Genomic DNA, 3240 nt, shown 5'->3' with positions numbered 1-3240 from the left:
AATTATAAAGAAGAATGGTAAATTCTTTTTTGGAAACCGCCTTAGTTGTCCTCCTTTCTTCTCCAGATAGTTAAATAAAGACTTTATCAGCATAATTAAAAAATCTCAGTTAAATCTAAAGTAAAATCAGGTAAAATATCTTCTCCTGAGATAGTTTTTGGATTAGTTAAAACTTCCTTTTTTTGCTCTTGACGATATACTTCTACTTCTTTTTTTTCGGGATTAATTAACCATCCTAGTTTAACACCATTATCGATATATTCTTCCATTTTCTTTTGAACATCACTGAGTTTATCTGAAGGTGACTTTAATTCGATGGCAAAATCAGGAGCTAAAGGTAAAAATTTTTCTTGTTGTTCTAATGTTAAATTATGCCATTTTTGCAAACTAATAAAAGAAGCGTCAGGTGATCGATTTGCTCCATTTGGTAATTTGAATCCCCCTGAAGAATCAAACACTTTACCTAATTTTTTGACTCGATTCCAAACCATTAATTGATAGATTAAATCTGCATTACGATTACTTGTTAATCCTCCTGTGGGTGGCATAATAATTAAATCTCCTTGAGCATTACGTTCAAATCTTAAATCTCTATGCTTGTGACAAAGTTCAAAAAATTGTTCATCAGTTAATTGCAACTCTAATTCTAAAGGTGTTGATAAATAAACCATAATTTTTCATAACAATCACTATAGTTATAATTGATTATCCTAACACAAACGCCAAAAAGCACCTCCCAACTAAGGAGAGTGCCTCTTGATTATTATTTAGGTTATTTCTAATAATAAATATACCCACATGATCCCCCCTAACCTCCCTTAACAAAGGGGCAATTATAAAGAAGAATGGTAAATTCTTTTTTGGAAACCGCCTTAGTTGTCCTCCTTTCTTCTCCAGATAGTTAAATAAAGACTTTATCAGCATAATTAAAAAATCTCAGTTAAATCTAAAGTAAAATATAGAGAGTGCTTCTTGATTTATTATTTAATTGTTAAACTTAACCGTTGATTACAGGAGCCGTTACTACTTCTGCACTAGCTAAGTCTAAGGGGAAGTTGTGAGCGTTACGTTCGTGCATTACTTCGATACCGATGTTGGCACGATTTAATACGTCTGCCCAAGTTCCAATTACATGACCTTGACTATCTAAGATAGACTGGCAGGCATTCTTATTAGTTAGATTTAGTACTGCTTAATTATATGAAAATTCCTAAACAGTCTTTTAATGACGCACAAAAACAGGAAATTAAAAAACAAGCTGAAAATTTAATTAAACTAGGATATAACATTGATCATCTGCTTGTTACAGAAGACGGAGATGTTATTGTGGATTTGGATCAAATTGATTCTGATGTCTTTTTGAGACAATTGAAAGAAAAAAGAAAAAAGTCTTAACCCAAAATGGCGATAATATGAATACAATTAGTGTTTTAACGAAACTTTTAAACTTCTTTGGTTGGTAGTAATGGCTTCAGCCATTATCACTCCTAAAGGGGTAACTACGAACAGTCATATTGTGGGATATTTGACAAAAATGATTAACTATTGCTTAAATTTCCGTCATCATCAACAAACACTATTACCCTAGATAGAGAAGGCACTAATTCGCTAATGTTTATTATCAACCTAGCTACATTTTCTAACACTTTCATTGTTTGAGTTTTGAGGTAGGGAAAATCACTGATAAATTCCGTTAATCCTCCTTCCTCCTCCAGATAGTCAAATAATGTTTGTAACGGTACACGACTGCCCACGAATACTGGCTCACCGCTCATAATTTCGGGATCTGAATGAATAATTTTTTGACGTTCTAATAACTCGTTTAAAGTCATTACTTTTTAACACTGAAAAACTCTTGTATTTTAATGTTATCAGAAAAAGGCATAATGTAGATGACAAACAATGTTTTAACGGAACTTTGAAAGTTTTTGATTGGTAATGATAGCTTTAGCCATTATCACCCCTAAAGGAGTAACTACGAAAAAGTCGTTCGAACCTTACAAAATTCATTTAAAACGATCTGATTTACCATTGTTTTATTGATAAACCATCGACATAACTAAAATCTCGATCGCAAGTTGCTAAAGTCCAATTATTTTCCATACATTGAAAAGCAATCCAAATATCATTTTCAGGTATAGGTTTTCCTTTCTGTTTTAAATTTAAACGGGTTTAAGCATAAATTTCTGCGGTTTTTCTTCCCATTTATTTTTTATATTTTTCATTTATGAAGATCTCTATTTAAGGATTGTGGACATTGCCCACCCTAATATTTTATTCATATTTATTTGGATTCGATCGAGATTGTAAAATTCAAAACCTTTAATAATTTCAAAAACAAATAAAGAGATTTTTCTCCATTTTGAACTAATATTTCCTCAAGTTTTTGATAGTATTCTTGAGCCGATTCAGATAAACGGTTATTATTTTTATAAGCTTGAATAATATCCTGTAAAGTAGTCATTAAAATTTGATCACCTTCAGGATCATCTTCTAATATAACCGTCAAATATTCCCCAGCGTATTGGGAATCAGCCAAAGATTCTATCAAAGAATTAAGCCAAAGATCACTCTTAACAGTGTTAACGATTTTTGTAGTCATACCAATACTCCTTTGCTTGTAAAATATCTTTTTTTTGGCTACTTTTATCTCCACCACATAATAACACAATTATCTGATTTCCCTCTTGAGCAAAATAAATACGATAACCCGCTCCATAATCAATTCTTAACTCGAAAATTCCTTCACCAATAGATTTATAATCTCCCAAATTGCCCAAACTTACCCTTCTCAATCTCTCATTAATTTTTAACTGAGTTTTACGATCTTTTAAAGAATCAAACCATTTTGCGAACGGTACTTTACCATCTTTTGTTCTGTACCTTCTAATTTCTTTCCGTTGTACTTTCATTGACTTTAAACAAAAGTTTCTAATTTGAATAATACCTTAATTTGATTAATTTTATAATTTCTGGAGAGAGCTAATATATTTTCTAAATTCTAGTATTAACACCAAAAAGCACCCTCTAACTTAATAGAGAGTGCCTTTTGATTATTTATTTAGTTTTACTAACCTTTAGAAATTAACCGTTGATTACGGGTGCAGATACTGCATCAGCAGAAGCTAAGTCTAAGGGGAAGTTGTGAGCGTTACGTTCGTGCATTACTTCGATACCGATGTTGGCACGGTTTAACACATCTGCCCAAGTTCCAATTACATGACCTTGACTATCTAAGAT

The 3240-nt window shown here is 31.8% G+C and carries 5 protein-coding genes and 2 pseudogenes; 1 reads left to right on the top strand and 6 read right to left on the bottom strand.

Annotated features, from left to right (window positions below):
• Positions 1-95 precede the first annotated feature (95 nt).
• Both FWJ34_RS18935 and FWJ34_RS18930 read right to left on the bottom strand, forming a co-directional pair.
• Entirely contained in the window at positions 96-671 is a 576-nt protein-coding gene (locus FWJ34_RS18935) for a Uma2 family endonuclease (RefSeq protein ID WP_308256883.1), read from the bottom strand.
• A gap of 326 nt (positions 672-997) precedes the next feature.
• A pseudogene (locus tag FWJ34_RS18930) lies at positions 998-1183 on the bottom strand (photosystem II q(b) protein); the annotation flags it as partial.
• Positions 1184-1200: 17 nt separating this feature from the next.
• Here FWJ34_RS18930 and FWJ34_RS18925 point away from each other — a divergent pair.
• Positions 1201-1395, top strand: a complete 195-nt coding sequence (locus tag FWJ34_RS18925; RefSeq protein ID WP_308256882.1) for a hypothetical protein — start codon at positions 1201-1203, stop codon at positions 1393-1395.
• Between the two features lie 143 nt (positions 1396-1538).
• On the opposite strand, the gene FWJ34_RS18920 is transcribed toward FWJ34_RS18925, so the two are convergent.
• The 4 genes and pseudogenes from FWJ34_RS18920 to FWJ34_RS18905 all read right to left on the bottom strand — a co-directional run.
• Positions 1539-1832, bottom strand: a complete 294-nt coding sequence (locus FWJ34_RS18920; RefSeq protein WP_308256881.1) for a DUF433 domain-containing protein — start codon at positions 1830-1832, stop codon at positions 1539-1541.
• Positions 1833-2284: 452 nt separating this feature from the next.
• Positions 2285-2602, bottom strand: a complete 318-nt coding sequence (locus FWJ34_RS18915) for a hypothetical protein (RefSeq protein WP_308256880.1) — start codon at positions 2600-2602, stop codon at positions 2285-2287.
• Positions 2583-2912: a type II toxin-antitoxin system RelE/ParE family toxin gene (locus FWJ34_RS18910; protein ID WP_308256879.1), complete on the bottom strand. Its 330-nt coding sequence runs from the start codon at positions 2910-2912 to the stop codon at positions 2583-2585. The genes FWJ34_RS18915 and FWJ34_RS18910 overlap by 20 nt, the downstream gene beginning before the upstream one ends.
• A 172-nt stretch (positions 2913-3084) precedes the next feature.
• Positions 3085-3240, bottom strand: a pseudogene (locus FWJ34_RS18905) (photosystem II q(b) protein); the annotation flags it as partial.

The sequence above is a fragment of the Geminocystis sp. GBBB08 genome (assembly GCF_016743215.1).
Taxonomy (GTDB): Bacteria; Cyanobacteriota; Cyanobacteriia; order Cyanobacteriales; family Cyanobacteriaceae; genus Geminocystis.
This window is presented reverse-complemented; position numbering and strand designations above follow the sequence as displayed.